Consider the following 14,911-nt stretch of genomic DNA (forward strand, 5'->3'; position numbering starts at 1 on the left):
GCCGCTTTCCGTTATTCCACCGTGACACTCTTGGCCAGGTTGCGCGGCTGGTCGACGTCCGTGCCCTTGAGCACCGCGACATGGTAGGACAGCAGCTGCAACGGCACGGTGCATAAAAGTGGCGCCAGAATGGGGTCCGTGTGGGGAATGGTCATGACGTGGGTACCTTCGCCATCGCCCATCGCGGTTTCACTGTCGGCAAACACGAAGAGTTCACCACCCCGGGCCCGTACCTCCTGAAGGTTGGACTTGAGCTTCTCAAGCAGGTCATTGGAAGGCGCCACGGTAACCACCGGCATTTCGCTGTCCACCAGTGCCAGGGGGCCATGCTTGAGCTCACCGGCCGGGTAGGCCTCCGCGTGGATGTAGGAGATCTCCTTGAGCTTGAGCGCGCCTTCCATCGCGACCGGGTAGAGCGAACCACGCCCCAGGAAGAGACTGTGGTGCTTATCCACAAACCACTGGGAAAGCTGTTTGATGGACTCGTCCAGGTCCATTATCGCGCGCATCTGGTCCGGTATGGCGCGCAGGGCCTGGACCAGTTCCGCCTCCCGGGCCTCGGAAAGCCCATTATGCCGGGCCAGCGCCAGAGTGAACATCAACAGCGCCGTGAGCTGGGTGGTGAACGCCTTGGTGGAGGCCACACCAATCTCCGGGCCGGCGTGGGTCATGATCACCATGTCCGATTCCCGCACCAGGGAACTGCCCGGCACATTGCAGATGGCCAGCGCGGCCCGGAAACCCGCATCCCTGGCCTGGCGCAGGGCCGCAAGGGTGTCGGCGGTCTCGCCGGACTGGGAGATGGTCAGGAATAGGGTCCCGTCCTGAATGACATGGCTGCGGTAACGGAATTCAGAGGCGACCTCCACGCTGCAGGGAATACCCGCCAGCTCTTCGATCCAGTAACGCGCTACCATCCCGGCATGGAAGCTGGTGCCACAGGCCACGATCTGGACATGACGCACTTCCCCCAGCAGACGCGAGGCCTCGGTACCCAGGGCCTGCTCAAGCACCCTGCTATCAGTCACCCGTCCCTGCAGGGTGGCCTCGATCACGTCCGGCTGCTCGTGGATTTCCTTGAGCATGAAATGCCGGTAGCTCCCCTTCTCCGCGGCGTCCGCGCTGTGCTCGAAACGGTTGATGGGCCGCTCGACGCGCTGGCCGCTGGCGTCAGTGATGGTCACCGATTCGGCCCGGACCAGAGCCGTGTCGCCTTCGGCCAGATAGATGAAACGGTCCGTGACCGGCAGCAGGGCCAGTTGGTCTGAAGCGACAAAATGCTCGCCGATCCCCACCCCGATCACCAGAGGGCTGCCCTGGCGGGCTACCAACAAAGTCTCGGGTTCATCCGCGTGCAGAACGGCCAGCGCATAGGCCCCCTCAACCTGGCTCACAGCATTGTGGAAACCGGTGACCAGATCCCCCGCGCGGGCGTATTCACGCGCGATCAGGTGCGCCAGCACCTCGGTATCAGTTTCAGACGTGAAAGTGTAGCCATCGTTGCGAAGCTGGTCGCGAAGCGGCTCGAAATTCTCAATGATGCCATTGTGCACCACGGCCAGACGTTCGCCGGACATGTGCGGATGGGCATTGGCCGCGGAAGGCTTACCATGGGTGGCCCAGCGGGTATGGGCAATGCCCAGGTGCCCACTGGGCGGGTTGCTGCCAACCGCCTCTTCCAGGGCGGCGACCTTGCCCACCTCCCGCTGGCGCTGGATGCCGCTGCCCGGATCCAGAACGGCCAGGCCGGCCGAATCATAGCCACGGTACTCCAGGCGCCTCAGGCCCTCGATCAGAATGCCCTGGACGTCACGGCGCGCAGCCGCTCCCACGATTCCACACATGCCTAGCTGCCCCCCTGTTCGCTGTCCCGTCCGTCTTCCACCGGAACCCAGTCCGGGATGTTGCGCTGGCGACCGCGGGCCACCGCCAGTTCGCGATCAGCGACGTCCCGCGTAATGGTGGAGCCAGCGCCCACGAGGCTTCGCTCACCCAGGGTCACCGGGGCCACCAGTGAAGTATTGGAGCCAATGAAGGCTCCGTCACGGATCGTCGTATGGTGCTTGCTGGTGCCATCATAATTGCAGGTTATTGTACCCGCGCCAACATTCACGCCCGCGCCCATGGTGGTATCGCCCACATAGCTGAGATGGTTCACCTTGGCACCCTCGCCAATGCTGCTTTTCTTGATCTCCACAAAATTGCCCACCCGGGCGTCCCGGCCCACCAGCGCATCGGGTCGCAGGCGGGCAAAGGGCCCGATCACAGCGCCCTGATCCACTCGTGCGCCCTCTATGACGGAATGGGCATCGACCCGGACATCCGAATCGAGACGGCAGTTACGCAACACCACACCCGGGCCGATCTGGACCCGGTCACCAAGCACCACGGCGCCTTCAAATACCGTGTTCACATCGATGACCACATCCTGGCCGGTTTCGAGATGGCCTCGGACATCCACACGGGACGGGTCCGCCAGGGTGGCACCGCCAGCCATCAGCAACAGGGCCTGCTGACGCTGGAACCAGCGCTCCAGTTCGGCTAACTGGGCGCGGTTGTTCACCCCCTGCACTTCCTCCGGTTCATCCGGCTGGGAAACTTCGATGCCCAGCCCCTCCTGGCGAGCAAGGGCAATGATGTCGGTCAGGTAGTACTCACCCTGGGCATTATTCGAGGACAGCGCGGGCAGCCACTGCTTCAGCCGTTCCGCCGGAGCCCCCAGAAGACCTGTATTCACTTCGGTGATCACCAGCTGCTCCGGGGTGGCGTCCTTCTGCTCCACGATACCGGTAACGGTTCCCCTGCTGTCACGGAGTATACGGCCATAGCCTGCCGGATCCGGCAGATTGACGGTGAGCAGACCCAGCGAATCCCGGCTGATGACACCGGCGAGGCGTGACAGCGTATCGGCGGAAGTGAGCGGCACATCACCGTAAAGCACCAGCACCCGTGCGGTTTCAGGAATCCCCGGGAGGGCCTGGGCAACCGCGTGCCCGGTTCCCAACTGCTCTTTCTGGATGACCCAATGGATATCGCTGCCGGGCGTTTGCTCCCGAACCTGGTCCGCGCCATGGCCGACCACCACATGCAGCCCGTCGGGGCCCAGGCTGCGCCCAGCCTCCAGCACATGATGCAGAAGCGGCTGCCCAGCCAACGAGTGGAGCACCTTGGGAAGGGAGGATTTCATCCGGGATCCCTGGCCGGCGGCCAGGACGACGATGTGCAGGGGTGTCGTCATCCGTTCGTACTCCTTGAATCAGAAAAACCGCATTGGATCATGCCCCAGCAGGGGCATGATCGGCAATGCGGTTTCCAGTAACAACCCGATGTCCGGATCAGCCGGTATTCAGCGCTTCTTACGGCGCAGCTTCTCCAGCGTCCGGAGCTGGGCAGCAGCCTCGGCCAGACGCGCGGCAGCACGGGAATAGTCCACTTCGCTGCTGCGGTTGGCCAGCTCACGTTCGGCTTCCTGACGAGCCCGTTCCGCAGCGGCCTCATCCATATCATGAGCGCGCTCGGCGGTGTCCGCCAGGATCGAAATCTTCTTGGGCTGAACCTCGAGATACCCGCCGGAGACGAAGAAGACTTCCTCCTTGCCATCTGCCATCCGGATATTCACGGGCCCGGGAGCCAGGCCGGTCAGCATGGGCGTATGGCCTGCCATAACGCCCAGCTCGCCGTTACTTGCGGTCGCGGTCAGCATCTCCACCTCACCGGAGAAGATGCTTTCCTGCGCGCTCACAATGTCACACTGTACGGTGTTAGCCATTGGTTACGCCTCTCTCAGTCGGAAATGGTTTACGCAGCTTTGTTTTCCATTTCCTTCGCTTTTTCGACCGCCTCGTCGATGCTGCCGACCATGTAGAAGGCCTGCTCAGGCATTGAGTCGTACTCACCGTCCAGAATGCCCTTGAAGCTGCGGATGGTCTCCTTCAGCGACACGTACTTACCGGGCGAACCGGTGAAGACCTCGGCCACGAAGAACGGCTGCGACAGGAAGCGCTCGATCTTACGCGCCCGGTCAACGGTCTGCTTGTCTTCCTCGGAGAGCTCATCCATGCCCAGAATGGCGATGATGTCCTTCAGCTCCTTGTAGCGCTGCAGCACACCCTGGACGCCACGGGCAACCTCGTAGTGCTCCTGGCCAATAACCAGCGGATCGAGCTGGCGACTGGTGGAGTCCAGCGGATCGATCGCCGGATAGATGCCCTTGGCCGCGATGTCACGAGCCAGTACCACGGTCGCGTCAAGGTGCGCGAAGGTGGTCGCCGGTGACGGGTCGGTCAGGTCGTCGGCCGGTACGTAGACCGCCTGGACCGAGGTGATGGAGCCAGTCTTGGTGGAGGTGATCCGCTCCTGGAGCTTGCCCATCTCCTCGGCCAGTGTCGGCTGGTAGCCCACCGCGGAGGGCATACGACCCAGAAGTGCGGACACTTCCTGACCCGCCAGCGTGTAGCGGTAGATGTTGTCGATGAACAGCAGGACGTCACGGCCTTCATCGCGGAACTTCTCGGCCAGGGTCATGCCGGTCAGGGCGACACGCAGGCGGTTCCCCGGCGGCTCGTTCATCTGACCGTACACCATCGAGACCTTGTCCAGGACGTTCGAGCCCTTCATCTCGTAATAGAAGTCGTTACCCTCACGGGTCCGCTCACCCACACCGGCGAATACGGAGAGACCGGAGTGCTCCTTCGCGATGTTGTTGATGAGCTCCATCATGTTCACGGTCTTGCCCACGCCGGCGCCGCCGAAGAGGCCAACCTTGCCGCCCTTGGCGAAGGGGCAGATCAGGTCGATGACCTTAATGCCGGTTTCCAGCAGCTCTTCCGAGGCCGACTGGTCGGCATAGCCGGGCGCCTTGCGGTGGATGGTCCAGCGCTCTTTCTCACCGATCTCACCCACTTCGTCCGTGGGCTCGCCCAGCACGTTCATGATGCGGCCGAGGGTTTCCTCGCCCACCGGTACCTTGATGCCTTCGCCGGTCCCGGTCACGCTCATGCCGCGCTTCAGGCCTTCGGTGGTGCCCATGGCGATGGTCCGGACCACGCCGTCACCAAGCTGCTGCTGGACTTCCAGAATGGTGCCCACGTCATCGAGCCGCACGGCATCATAGATGTTGGGTACGGAATCGCGCGGGAATTCCACGTCGATAACCGCCCCGATGATCTGAACGATACGTCCACTACTCATGCTTGCTTCCTCACTAACTCAGTATTCGGTATCGCCTTAAACGGCCGCTGCACCACTGACAATTTCGGAAATTTCCTGCGTGATGTTGGCCTGACGGGCCTTGTTGTACTCGGTCTTGAGATCGTCGATGATCTCGCCGGCGTTGTCGGTCGCGCTCTTCATGGCGATCATCCGAGCGGCCTGCTCACAGGCGATGTTCTCGACCACACCCTGGTACACCTGGGATTCCACGTAACGGGTCAGAAGCCCGTCAAGCAGGGTCCGCGGATCCGGCTCGTAGAGATAGTCCCAGCGATACTTGCCTTCCGGTTCCGCTTCCGCCTGAAGCGGCAGAAGCTGCTCGATGGTCGGCGTCTGGGTCATGGTGTTCACAAACTGGTTGTACACCACGTAGAGCCGGTCAATGCTGCCGTCGCGGTAGGCGTCGAGCATCACCTTGACGCTGCCGATGACCTGTTCCGCGCTGGGCCGGTCCCCGAGCTGGGTTTCCGATGCCACGATATTGCCACCCACCACGTTCAGGAAAACGCTGGCTTTCTGACCGAGCGTGCAGAAATCCGACGGCACGCCTTTGTCGTTCCAGGAGCGGCTGTCCTGAAGCATGGTCTTGAACAGATTGTTGTTCAGACCACCACAGAGACCACGATCCGTGGAGACGACGATGTAGCCCACACGATTCGCTTCCCGAGCTTCCATGAACGGGTGCCGGTAGTCGGAGTCGGCTTCCGCCAGATAACCGATCACATCCCGGATCTTGCTCGCGTAGGGGCGGGTCAGTTCCATGCGCTCCTGGGCTTTACGCATCTTGCTCGCCGCCACCATTTCCATGGCGTTGGTGATCTTCTGCGTATTCTGGATGCTGGAGATCTGAGTGCGTATTTCTTTTCCGCTGGCCATAGTTCAGTGCCTTTTCCGGTTGATCGCTCCGCCACAGTCACGGGGCCCGCAGGCCCCGAACGGCATTACCAGCTCTGGGTCGACTTGAACTTATCCAGCGCTGATTTCAGACCACTCTCGACCTCGTCATTCAGTTCGCCGGAGTCGTTGATCTTGGCCAGCAGCTCAGACTGCTCGGTGCGCATGTAATCCATAAGCGCCTTTTCGAAATCCACGATCTTCTTGGCGTCCACATCCTCGAGGTAACCCTCGTTGGCAGCGAACAGGACCGTCGCCATCTCACCCACGGACATGGGCGAGTACTGTTCCTGCTTCATCAGCTCGGTAACACGGGCACCGTGCTCCAGCTGCTTACGGGTCTGCTCATCCAGATCGGACGCGAACTGTGCGAACGCCTGGAGCTCGCGGTACTGGGCCAGAGCCAGACGGATACCGCCACCAAGCTTCTTCATGATCTTGGTCTGCGCGGAACCACCCACACGGGAGACCGAGATACCCGCGTTCATCGCCGGGCGGATGCCCGAGTTGAACAGGTCCGTCTCCAGGAAGATCTGACCGTCAGTAATGGAGATTACGTTGGTCGGAACGAAGGCGGACACGTCACCGGCCTGGGTCTCGATGATCGGCAGTGCCGTCAGTGACCCGGTCTTGCCGGTTACTTCACCGTTGGTGGCCTTCTCAACGTACTCCGGATTGACCTTGGACGCACGCTCCAGCAGACGGGAGTGGAGGTAGAAAACGTCACCCGGATAGGCTTCACGGCCCGGCGGACGGCGCAGCAGCAGGGAGATCTGGCGATACGCCCAGGCCTGCTTGGTCAGGTCGTCGTAGATGATAAGGGCGTCTTCGCCGCGATCACGGAAGAATTCACCCATGGAGGTACCGGCGTAGGGCGCCAGGAACTGCATGGAGGCCGGATCGGCGGCACCAGCAGCGACCACGATGGTGTTGTCCATGGCACCGTGTTCTTCCAGCTTGCGCACCACGTTGGCGATGGTCGACTGCTTCTGGCCGATCGCCACGTAGATGCACTTAATGCCGCTGTTCTTCTGGTTGATGATGGTATCAACGGCCACGGCGGTCTTACCGATCTGGCGGTCGCCGATGATCAGCTCCCTCTGGCCGCGACCGACGGGAACCATGGTATCAATCGGCTTCAGGCCGGTCTGGACGGGCTCGTTCACCTCTTCGCGGGCGATAACCCCGGGGGCCACCTTCTCAATCGGTGTGGTTTCGGTGGTTCCCGCGTCACCCTTACCGTCGATCGGGTTACCCAGGGCGTCCACGACGCGGCCCAGCAGTTCGCGACCCACCGGCACCTCAAGGATGCGGCCGGTACACTTGACCTTCTGACCTTCCGCGAGGCCCTCGTCCTCACCGAGCACAACGGCACCGACCGAATCCCGCTCGAGGTTCAGGGCCATGCCGTAGTTGCCGTTCTGGAACTCAACCATCTCGCCGTACATGACGTCGGCCAGACCGTGGATGCGAACGATGCCGTCGGAAACGCTGACGATCGTCCCTTCATTGCGAGCTTCAGAAGACACATCGAGCTTTTCGATGCGCTTCTTGATGATCTCGCTGATTTCGGATGGATTCAGTTGCTGCATGCCTGTGTCCTCAAAAAATTCTGCAAATGACCGCGTGTCGGAATTCGGTTCCTGCCGTGCCTGGCGGACTCAGGCGCTCATGGCGTTGGCCAGCCTGTTGAGGCGCCCGCGCAGCGAGGCGTCAATAACCTCGTCACCCGCTCGGATAACCACGCCGCCGATGATTGACTGATCGGACTCAACACTGAGCTCAACCGAGCGGTCCAGGCGTTTTTCCAGGGCCTGGGAAAGCCGCTGCTTCTGCTCATCGTTCAGTTCAAAGGCGGTGGTCAGCGTGACGTCGACAATCCGCTCATGATCATGACGATAGGCTTCGAAGAGTGCCGCAACAGCCGGGAACTGCGCCAGCCGGCGATTTTCAGCCATGATATGGATGAAGTTGTTGACTGACTCCGGGAGCGGGTTCTCACAGACGTCGCTGATGAGCTGGATCTTTTCCTGGGCACTCAGGCCCGGATGGCGCAGGACCGAGGCCATGCGGTCATCACTGGTGATGGCCGCCAGCAGATTGAGCGACTGACTCCAGTCATCGAACTGACCGCTGTCGCGTGCCGCTTCGAATGCCGCCCGCGCGTAGGGTCGGGCGAGTGACGTTGACTCTGCCATGTTGGACCTCGTTTACAGTTCCGCGGAGAGCTTATCCAGCATCTCGCTGTGCGCCTTGGCGTCGACGGAGGATTCCAGAATCTTTTCCGCGCCGGCGATCGCAAGAGTGGCAACTTCAGCGCGCAGCGCATCCCGTGCCTGCTGGCGTTCCTGCTCGATCTCGTCGCGGGCCTGGGCCAGCAGCCGATCGCCCTGTTCACGGGCTTCGGTCTTGGCCTCTTCCACAATCTGGTTGGCGCGCTTGTTGGCCTTTTCCACGATCGTGGCCGCTTCGTCACGCGCTTCCCGCAGTTCCTGGGTTGCCCTTTGCTGGGCCAGTTCCAGGTCCTGGTTTGCCCGGTCGGATGCGGCAAGGCCGTCGGCGATCTTCTTCTGGCGATCCTGCATGGCCTGAACCAGCGGGGGCCAGACATACTTCACGCAGAATGCGATGAAGATGAAGAAGCCGATGGTCTGCCCGATCATCGTGAGGTTGATATTCACGGCGTTCTACCTCTTTCCGATTCGTTGCGTTCGGGACGATGGGGCAGCCGCTATTGGACCACCCCTCAACCATCCGGTGTTATGCAACAACAAAGATCAGGTAAAGACCGATACCCACACCGATCATGGAAACCGCGTCCAGAAGACCCGCCATGATGAAGGTCTTGGTCTGGAGCTCAGCGGCCATTTCCGGCTGGCGTGCAGTGGTTTCGAGCAGCTTGCCACCCAGCAGGGCAAAGCCAACGGCGGTACCCAGAGCACCAGAGGCGATCATGATTGCGGCGGCGATGATTACGAGTTCCATAACAACTCCTGATTTAACGACGGTTTAGGGGTTTAGGATCATCAAAGATTGATGGTTAATGCTCTTCATGGGCCATGCTCAGATACACGATCGTGAGCACCATAAAGATGAAGGCCTGTAGCGTGACCACCAGAATGTGGAAGATCAGCCAGGGCACCTGCAGCGCCCACTGGGCCCAGAACGGCAGCAATGCGATCAGGATGAAGATCACCTCACCCGCGTACATGTTGCCGAACAGCCGGAGCGCGAGGGAAAACGGCTTGGTCAACAGCCCCACGGTCTCAAGGATCAGGTTGAACCAGGACAGAGACCAGTGGTTGAAGGGACTGAAGGTCAGCTCCTTGGTGAAACCGCCCACGCCTTTCACCTTGATGCTGTAGTAGAGCACCATCAGGAAGACACCGATAGCCATGCCGAAAGTGGCATTGGGATCGGTGGTGGGTACGATCTTGGTGTACTCGATGCCCATGGCCGAGGTCAGGGCCGGAATGTAGTCCACCGGGATGAGCTTGAGCGAGTTCTGGAGGAAAACCCACACAAAGACGGTCAGGGCGATTGGCCCGATCATGGGGTTACGACCGTGGAAGGTGTTCTTCACCAGATCCTGAGTGAATTCCACAACCATTTCCACCAGGTTCTGGAGCTTGCCGGGCTGATCACTGGTGGCGTTCCTGGCCACTATCCGGAAAAGAACCAGAAAGATGATGCCTGTCAGCGCCGACATGAAGAGAGTATCCACATGAAACGCCATGAACCCCATGGCGCGTGCCTCTTCGGCGGACTGGGCCATGGTCCAGGTGGCTTCCTGGAGTTCGGTGCCGTTCCGCTCAAAACCGGCCGGCAGTTTTCCGTAGGTGAGGTTTGTAAGGTGGTGCTGTATGTATTCCGCTGGAGATTCACCTGCCATGTTCTACTCTCGCCCCGTCATCGGTTTGCAACCCTACTGAACACAAGCGGCGTCAGCATGTGGCTGAGGATCATGGTGCCGAACCCTGTAAACAGGGCCGGCCCGTCGATTGGCTGGATCAGCATCAGCGTGCCCGCCAGAAGAACCACTGTCGCGGACAGCTTGAACATCTCACCGGCCATCATGGCCGCGAAAACCGCCCCCATCCGCCGCGCTCCGCTATGGCGGAAATAGCGCAGGGCAAAAAGGCTGTTCGGTATCCAGTAAGCAAGCCCCCCGAACAGGGCGGAGCGGGCACCGAGCGCCGACTCAAGCAGGAAAAGACTGCTGATCAGCAGCAGAATTCCCAGCTGTAGCGTGATGAGTCGGCCTACCGGAGGCCGCCTGATGTTCAAAATGCCAACCCTTGTCGGCCGTTGTTAAAGCGGGGCAGATTATAGGGCTTTGGGTGGTCTGGATCAATAAATTTGGATGAAAATTCGAACGATTGCCAGCAGCCGACTACTGGATATGATCAAGAATTCCGTCCAGCTCATCCAGGCTGTTGTATTCGATCACCACCTTCCCCTTACCACGTTTGCCGTGATTGATGGCCACGCGCGCGCCGAGCCGATCCGCCAGCCGATCCTGGAGGTTGCGGATGTCCGGATCCTCCTTTTTCGGTTCCGGCTTGGCATTGTCCTGGCCCTGCTCCAGGCTTTTGCGCACCAGCGCTTCTGTCTGACGTACCGAGAGTGACTTGCTCACCACCTGGCGGGCGACCGGCGCCTGCTGCTGCTCCGGCAAACCCAGAAGGGCGCGGCCATGGCCCATCTCTAGGTCGCCGTGTTCCAGCATAATCCGGACCTCTTCGACCAGCCCCATGAGCCTCAGCAGGTTGGTGATGGTGGTGCGTGACTTGCCCACGGCGTCAGCCGTCTGCTGCTGGGTCAGGCCGAATTCTTCCTGCAGGCGGTAAAGGGCGGCGGCTTCCTCGATAGGGTTGAGGTTCTCGCGCTGGATATTTTCCACCAGACCCAGGGCAATGGCAGCCTCATCCGGAACCTGACGGATCAACGCCGGTATGCGGTCCAGGCCTGCGAGCTGGGTGGCGCGCCAGCGACGTTCACCGGCGACCAGCTCGTAATGGCCGCTCTCCAGAGGCCGCACCACCACCGGCTGCATCACACCCTGCTGCTTGATGGACTCGGCCAGCTCCTGCAGCGCCTCTTCATCCATGTCCCGACGCGGCTGATAGCGCCCGCGCTGGATCAGATCCAGGGGCAGCTCTTTCAGCTCGGCTTCAATGGCCGGATCCGCCGGAGCGTCATCCTCCAGGTTGGTCCGGGAACCTTCAAGAAGAGCGTTGAGGCCTCTCTGGCCCAGTCCGCGTTTGCGCGATGACATGATGGTTGCTTGTTATCCTGTTCGTTGCTGGTGCGGGTGCCTGCCGTCAAACGGCGACGGCGCCCTCTGATTGCTGGCTGCCATTACGCCTGACCATCTCCCCCGCCAGCGCGAGATACGAGATGGCACCCTTGGAGCTGCGGTCGTAGCGCAGCGCCGGCATGCCGTAACTGGGAGCTTCGGCCAGGCGCACGTTGCGCGGGATAACGGCCGAGTAGACCCGGTCGCCGAAGTAGTCGTTGAGCTGGCGCGATACGTCCAGGGTCAGGCTGTTACGGGGGTCATACATGGTACGCAGCAGGCCCTCGATTTTCAGCGCCGGATTCACGGTTTCCTGGATCTGCTCGATGGTACCCATGAGTGCAGCCAGCCCTTCCAGCGCGTAGTACTCGCACTGCATGGGAATCAGCACCGAGTCGGCGGCGGCCAGGGCGTTGACGGTCAGCAGGTTGAGCGCCGGCGGGCAGTCGATGAGGATGAAATCATAGAGCTCGGTGATGGGCTTGAGCGCCAGGCGCAGACGGTGCTCCCGGCCGATCTCGTTCATCAGCTCCACCTCGGCGGCGGTCAGGTCGCCGTTGGCCGGCAGCACATCGAACCCGGAGTCCGGTGCTTCAGTACAGACGTCGGCAGCGTTCTGGCGGCGGGTCAGCACGTCAAAGCCGCTGACCTTGAGTTCGTTCTTGTCGAGCCCGCTGCCCATGGTGGCGTTGCCCTGGGGGTCCATATCCACCAGCAGCACGCGGCGCTTGGTCGCCGCCAGCGAGGCCGCCAGGTTCACACAGGTGGTGGTCTTACCCACGCCACCTTTCTGGTTGGTTACCGCCACGATGCGCGCCATTACCGTCAGTCTCCTGTCTCGCCCGTGGAATCCGTGCTGTTGCGCCCGATGCGCAGTATCCGCCGTTCCGCGTCCACGCCGGGTACGGTGACCCGACTGTCTTCAAGCAGCTGCCAACCGGTGGGCAGCCCTTCAACCTCGGTGGTGGCTTCCGGGCCCTTCATGGCCAGGTGTTCCCCGTCCTGCGCCAGTAGATGGGCCGTCATGGGTACCATTTCCGCCAGTGAGGCGAAGGCGCGGCTTGTGATCTGCGGGAAGGGGCCGCCCTGCCAGTCCTCGACCCGGGAATGCACCACCTGCATGTTATCCAGGCCCAGCTCCAGCCGGCACTGGGTCATGAACCGGGTCTTTTTGCTGTTGCTGTCCAGCAGTGTCACCTGTCTGGACGGCGAGTGCAATGCCAGGACCAGGCCCGGGAAGCCGCCGCCGGAGCCGACGTCCAGTATGGGGCCAGGACCGAGCCGCGGCACCAGGGTCAGGCTGTCCAGAAGGTGCCGGGCGCACATGGCGCTGCGCTCGCGTACGGCGGTCAGGTTGTAGGCCCGGTTCCACTTTTCCAGTAGATCCAGAAGCCGCAGCATCCGGTCCGCCGTCTCCGGGGCGAGACGGACACCGAGTGCTTCGGCCCCCGCCTCCAGTTCACGGCGCTCCGTGTCCATTCAGGCGCTTTCCTGCTGCAGCAGATCCCGTTTCTTGAGATGGATCAGCAGCTGGGAGACCGCCGCCGGCGTCACGCCCTGAATGCGCGAGGCCTGGGCAATGGTTTCCGGACGTGTTTCCTCAAGCTTCTGCTTCACCTCATTGGACAGGCCACCGACACTGTCGTAGTCCAGATCCTTCGGCAGGGTCATGTTCTCATGCCGGCGCAGGCGCTCGATGTCCGCTTCCTGACGGGAGATGTAGCCCTCGTATTTGACCTGGATGGCCACCTGTTCGGCCACCACCGGATCCTCGGCGCGTTCGCCCCCAATGGCAGCAACCGCCTCGTAGTCGACCTCCGGCCGGCGCAGCAGTTCGGACAGGGTCTGGTCCTTTTTCAGAGGCTGTTTCAGGTACTGGTCGGCCACCGCCGCTGCTTCCGTGCCCGGATGGATCCGTGTGCGGTCAAGGCGCTCACGCTCCGCCTGGATGCCTGCGCGCTTGGCCTCAAACGCAGCCCAGCGCTCATCGCTTACCAGACCCAGATTGCGCCCTGTTTCGGTCAGTCGCAGATCCGCGTTGTCTTCACGCAGCACCAGGCGGTATTCCGCCCGGCTGGTGAACATCCGATAGGGCTCCTTCGCCCCCATGGTGATGAGGTCGTCCACCAGTACACCGAGATAGGCTTCGTCCCGACGTGGGTACCAGGGTTCCTCACCACGCGCGGCCAGGGCCGCGTTGAGCCCGGCCAGCAGGCCCTGGGCGCCGGCTTCCTCGTAACCGGTGGTGCCGTTGATCTGGCCCGCCAGATAGAGCCCGCCGATAAAGCGGGTCTCAAGCGTGTGATGGAGGTCGCGCGGGTCCAGGTAGTCGTATTCGATGGCGTAACCCGGCCGGGTGACGTGGGCGTTCTCGAAGCCCGGGATGGTCCGGATGAAGGCCATCTGCACGTCGAACGGCAGGCTTGTGGAAATACCGTTGGGATAGAGTTCCTGGCTGTTCAGGCCTTCCGGCTCCACGAAGATCTGGTGGGAATCCTTGTCCGCGAAGCGGTGGACCTTGTCCTCGATGGAGGGGCAGTAGCGCGGCCCAACGCCTTCAATGTCGCCAGAGAACATGGGCGACTGATCCTGGGCCCCCCGGATGATGTCGTGGGTCTCCGGCGTGGTGCGGGTGATGTAACAGCACATCTGCTCTGGATGCGAATCCGCACTGCCGATGTAGGACATCACCGGTTCGCGTTCGTCGCCGGGCTGAACGTCCATCTTCGAGAAGTCCACGGTCTTGGCGTCGATCCGCGCGGGTGTGCCGGTCTTGAGCCGGCCCACGGTGAACGGGAGCTCCCGCAGCCGTTTGGCCAGGCCGATGGTCGGCGGGTCGCCGGCGCGGCCGCCCTGCTGATTCTGCATGCCAATGTGGATGACCCCCCCGAGGAAGGTACCGGTGGTCAGCACCACCGTGGGTGCCCGGAAGGCGACACCGGTCTGGGAGACCACGCCCTGCACCTGGTCATTCTCGACGATCAGATCCTCCGCCGCCTGCTGGAAGATATGCAGGTTGGGCTGGTTTTCCAGCATGTTGCGGATGGCGGCCTTGTACAGGGCACGGTCCGCCTGGGCACGGGTAGCGCGTACGGCCGGGCCCTTGCTGGAATTGAGAACCCGGAACTGGATGCCCGCCTGGTCCGTGGCCAGGCCCATGGCCCCGCCCAGCGCATCGATCTCCTTCACCAGGTGACTCTTGCCGATACCGCCGATGGCGGGATTACAGGACATCTGGCCAAGGGTCTCGATGTTGTGCGTCAGCAGGAGGGTATCGCGCCCCATGCGGGCCGCGGCGAGGGCCGCTTCGGTGCCCGCATGGCCACCGCCGATGACGATGACGTCGAAGTGCTTGGGGTATTCCACGCTGGACCTCGGGGTTTGCCGGTATCTCTGAATGAACCGCGTAGTATAACCCGAAGCGTCAAGCCTGTGCAGGCGATCCGGACAATTTCTGAACAGATACCATCTATCCCGGAATAACAGACACCTGCAGTGCTTTCGTCA

At 61.8% G+C, this 14,911-nt stretch carries 15 protein-coding genes; all 15 read right to left on the reverse strand.

What is annotated here, in order from left to right; translation table 11 throughout:
- Nucleotides 1-11: 11 nt before the first annotated feature.
- Nucleotides 12-1,844, reverse strand: coding sequence for a glutamine--fructose-6-phosphate transaminase (isomerizing) (glmS, locus tag F3089_RS07195; RefSeq protein ID WP_151440139.1), 1,833 nt, complete (start codon nt 1,842-1,844; stop codon nt 12-14).
- 2 nt (nt 1,845-1,846) lie between these two features.
- Nucleotides 1,847-3,238, reverse strand: coding sequence for a bifunctional UDP-N-acetylglucosamine diphosphorylase/glucosamine-1-phosphate N-acetyltransferase GlmU (gene glmU / locus F3089_RS07200; RefSeq protein ID WP_151440140.1), 1,392 nt, complete (start codon nt 3,236-3,238; stop codon nt 1,847-1,849).
- Between the two features lie 108 nt (nt 3,239-3,346).
- On the reverse strand, nt 3,347-3,769 hold the full coding sequence (locus tag F3089_RS07205) for a F0F1 ATP synthase subunit epsilon (RefSeq protein ID WP_151440141.1): 423 nt from the start codon (nt 3,767-3,769) through the stop codon (nt 3,347-3,349).
- 29 nt (nt 3,770-3,798) lie between these two features.
- Entirely contained in the window at nt 3,799-5,190 is a 1,392-nt protein-coding gene (gene atpD, locus F3089_RS07210; RefSeq protein ID WP_151440142.1) for a F0F1 ATP synthase subunit beta, read from the reverse strand.
- 36 nt (nt 5,191-5,226) lie between these two features.
- Nucleotides 5,227-6,087 (reverse strand): F0F1 ATP synthase subunit gamma, encoded by an 861-nt coding sequence (atpG, locus tag F3089_RS07215; protein WP_151440143.1) that lies wholly within the window; start codon nt 6,085-6,087, stop codon nt 5,227-5,229.
- A 65-nt stretch (nt 6,088-6,152) separates the two neighbouring features.
- Entirely contained in the window at nt 6,153-7,697 is a 1,545-nt protein-coding gene (atpA, locus tag F3089_RS07220) for a F0F1 ATP synthase subunit alpha (protein ID WP_151440144.1), read from the reverse strand.
- A gap of 69 nt (nt 7,698-7,766) precedes the next feature.
- Complete coding sequence (locus tag F3089_RS07225) at nt 7,767-8,303, reverse strand: F0F1 ATP synthase subunit delta (protein ID WP_151440145.1); 537 nt, start codon at nt 8,301-8,303, stop codon at nt 7,767-7,769.
- A gap of 12 nt (nt 8,304-8,315) precedes the next feature.
- On the reverse strand, nt 8,316-8,786 hold the full coding sequence (locus tag F3089_RS07230) for a F0F1 ATP synthase subunit B (protein WP_077529950.1): 471 nt from the start codon (nt 8,784-8,786) through the stop codon (nt 8,316-8,318).
- 79 nt (nt 8,787-8,865) lie between these two features.
- Nucleotides 8,866-9,090 (reverse strand): F0F1 ATP synthase subunit C, encoded by a 225-nt coding sequence (gene atpE, locus F3089_RS07235; protein ID WP_077529949.1) that lies wholly within the window; start codon nt 9,088-9,090, stop codon nt 8,866-8,868.
- Between the two features lie 55 nt (nt 9,091-9,145).
- Nucleotides 9,146-9,997: a F0F1 ATP synthase subunit A gene (gene atpB, locus F3089_RS07240; protein WP_151440146.1), complete on the reverse strand. Its 852-nt coding sequence runs from the start codon at nt 9,995-9,997 to the stop codon at nt 9,146-9,148.
- Between the two features lie 17 nt (nt 9,998-10,014).
- Nucleotides 10,015-10,392, reverse strand: a complete 378-nt coding sequence (locus tag F3089_RS07245) for an ATP synthase subunit I (protein ID WP_158223020.1) — start codon at nt 10,390-10,392, stop codon at nt 10,015-10,017.
- Nucleotides 10,393-10,498: 106 nt separating this feature from the next.
- Nucleotides 10,499-11,383: a ParB/RepB/Spo0J family partition protein gene (locus F3089_RS07250; protein ID WP_151440147.1), complete on the reverse strand. Its 885-nt coding sequence runs from the start codon at nt 11,381-11,383 to the stop codon at nt 10,499-10,501.
- Nucleotides 11,384-11,429: 46 nt separating this feature from the next.
- Nucleotides 11,430-12,224, reverse strand: a complete 795-nt coding sequence (locus F3089_RS07255; protein ID WP_095616140.1) for a ParA family protein — start codon at nt 12,222-12,224, stop codon at nt 11,430-11,432.
- 5 nt (nt 12,225-12,229) lie between these two features.
- Nucleotides 12,230-12,883, reverse strand: a complete 654-nt coding sequence (rsmG, locus tag F3089_RS07260) for a 16S rRNA (guanine(527)-N(7))-methyltransferase RsmG (protein ID WP_151440148.1) — start codon at nt 12,881-12,883, stop codon at nt 12,230-12,232.
- Nucleotides 12,884-14,770: a tRNA uridine-5-carboxymethylaminomethyl(34) synthesis enzyme MnmG gene (gene mnmG / locus F3089_RS07265; RefSeq protein ID WP_095616138.1), complete on the reverse strand. Its 1,887-nt coding sequence runs from the start codon at nt 14,768-14,770 to the stop codon at nt 12,884-12,886.
- Nucleotides 14,771-14,911: the final 141 nt, after the last annotated feature.

The sequence above is a fragment of the Halospina sp. K52047b genome, from assembly GCF_008709855.1.
GTDB classification, from domain to species: domain Bacteria; phylum Pseudomonadota; class Gammaproteobacteria; order Pseudomonadales; family Oleiphilaceae; genus Halospina; species Halospina utahensis_B.